Raw genomic sequence first — 2,053 nt, 5'->3', positions numbered from 1 at the left:
CCCACCGCCCTACCTGCGCGAACTGCGGGCGCGATGAATTCCGGTGCCATCGCCGGTCAGTCTCTGGAGGTCCGCGCACCCACACCGCGCACACCCACACCCAGGAGGTTCCGATGACCGCACCGACCCACCCGGAAGCCGACCGCGGTCTACCGCCCGTTGCCGATGAGGCGACGTGGCGGGCCGCACTCGCCGACCTGCGCCGTCGCGAGAAAGCTGCTACCCGTGAGCTCGACGCCATCGCCGCGCAACGTCGCCGACTGCCGATGGTCGAGGTCGCCGACCACACGCTCACCGGCGCCGACGGCCCGACATCACTGTCGGAGATCTTCGCCGGCAGGTCACAATTGATCACCTACCACCACATGTGGAACGACGGCGCCGAGTACCAATGCCCCGGATGCACGGGATTCACCTCCCAATTCACCCGACTGGAATTCCTCGAGAACTATGACGCGCGCTTCGTGATCGTCACCAACGGTCCGATCGACGAGGCGTTGGCCTACAAGCGGCGAGTCGGTAACCAGATGGAGTGGTTCTCCGCCGCGGGCACCGAGTTCGGTGCCGAGATGGACGCCGCACCCGGAGCCGGCTTCGCGGTCAACGTGTTCATGCGTGACGGGGACCGTGTCTACCGCACCTGGCACACCAACGGCCGGGGCACCGAGCAGCTGAGCCACACCTTCGCATTGATCGATCTGCTCCCTTGGGGACGACAGGAGGTGTGGCAGGACTCCCCGGACGGCTGGCCGCAACGCCCCACCTACTCCGGATGGGCGGGGAGCGAGCAGATCGCCGACAGCTATGGAGAGGGCACGCGATGAGCGCCAATCGCACCCAGCCCGACACCAACGATCAGCCCGACACCACCGACCAGCCCGACACCGAGTCGATGACCGTCACGCGTCACGTCGACGCCTCTCCGGAGGCGGTCTTCGCCCTGCTGTGCAACCCGGTCCGACACCAGGAGACCGAACCGACGGACTGGGTGCGCGACGCCATCGACACCGCGCCGATCACCCGGGCCGGACAGATCTTCGCGGTCAACATGTTTCTCGAACAGGCCGGCGGGCACTACGTGATCCACAATCTGGTCGCCGCATACGAACCCGACCGGGTCATCGCGTGGCTGCCCGGGCAGCTCAACGACTCCGGCGACCACGAATCCGGCGGCTGGTGGTGGCGTTACGAGCTCACACCCGACGACGACGGCACCCTGGTGCGGCTCACCTATGACTGGACGAACACGCCGTCGGCCTTTCGCGAGCAGGTCGGCGGCATGCCGCCCTTCGGCCGCGGCTTTCTCGAGCAGTCTCTGGCCAGTTTCGACGCCGCGCTCTCCCGGACCTGAGCGATCGCCCGCAGTCTGCCCCATCGCCGCTGGTCAGGCCTCACAGAAAGCTCCCAGCCGGATGTCAGCCGCATGGCAGACTGAGGGCGGAAGGTGATACACGTGAGCGAAACGGGTCAGGGAGCGAAGGTCCTCGTCGTCGACGACGAGGCGAACATTCGTGAATTGCTATCAGTGTCATTGAAGTTCCAGGGCTACGAGGTGGAGACCGCCGCGGGCGGTCCCGAGGCCATCGACCGATGCCGCAACTTCAAACCCGACGTCCTCATCCTCGACGTGATGATGCCGGGGATGGACGGTTTCGGCCTGTTGCGGCGCCTACGCGCCGACGGGATCTCGGCGCCCGCGCTGTTCCTGTCGGCCAAGGATTCGGTCGAGGACAAGGTCAATGGACTCACCGTCGGCGGCGACGATTACGTCACCAAACCGTTCAGCCTCGAAGAGGTGGTGGCGCGGTTGCAGGTCCTGTTGCGGCGCAGCGGTTTCGACGAGCGGGCCAAGGAGGTCTCGCGCGTCACCTTCGCCGACCTCGAACTCGACGACGAGACCCACGAGGTGTGGAAGGCCGGCAAGCTGATCTCGTTGTCGCCGACCGAGTTCACCCTCCTGCGCTACTTCATGGTCAACGCGGGCACCGTGCTGTCCAAGCCACGCATCCTCGACCACGTCTGGAACTACGACTTCGGGGGCGAGGTCAACGTC

The 2,053-nt window shown here is 66.1% G+C and carries 3 protein-coding genes; all 3 read left to right on the top strand.

Translation table 11 applies throughout. The features are described from left to right. Window positions 1–113 precede the first annotated feature (113 nt). Window positions 114–824 carry a DUF899 family protein gene (locus tag B1964_RS16855; RefSeq protein ID WP_079930586.1) on the top strand — a complete coding sequence of 237 codons (711 nt, stop codon included), beginning with the start codon at window positions 114–116 and terminating at the stop codon, window positions 822–824. A gap of 68 nt (window positions 825–892) precedes the next feature. Beyond that, window positions 893–1,351, top strand: coding sequence for an SRPBCC family protein (locus tag B1964_RS16850; protein WP_079930587.1), 459 nt, complete (start codon window positions 893–895; stop codon window positions 1,349–1,351). 102 nt (window positions 1,352–1,453) lie between these two features. Then, window positions 1,454–2,053, top strand: a 600-nt coding sequence (locus tag B1964_RS16845; RefSeq protein WP_079930585.1) for a response regulator transcription factor, incomplete at its 3' end; no start/stop codon positions are given.

This window comes from Gordonia sp. i37 (assembly GCF_002043085.1).
Taxonomy (GTDB): domain Bacteria; phylum Actinomycetota; class Actinomycetes; order Mycobacteriales; family Mycobacteriaceae; genus Gordonia; species Gordonia polyisoprenivorans.
Note: the sequence above shows the minus strand (reverse complement) of the source record. Positions and strands in the feature narration are given on the sequence as shown.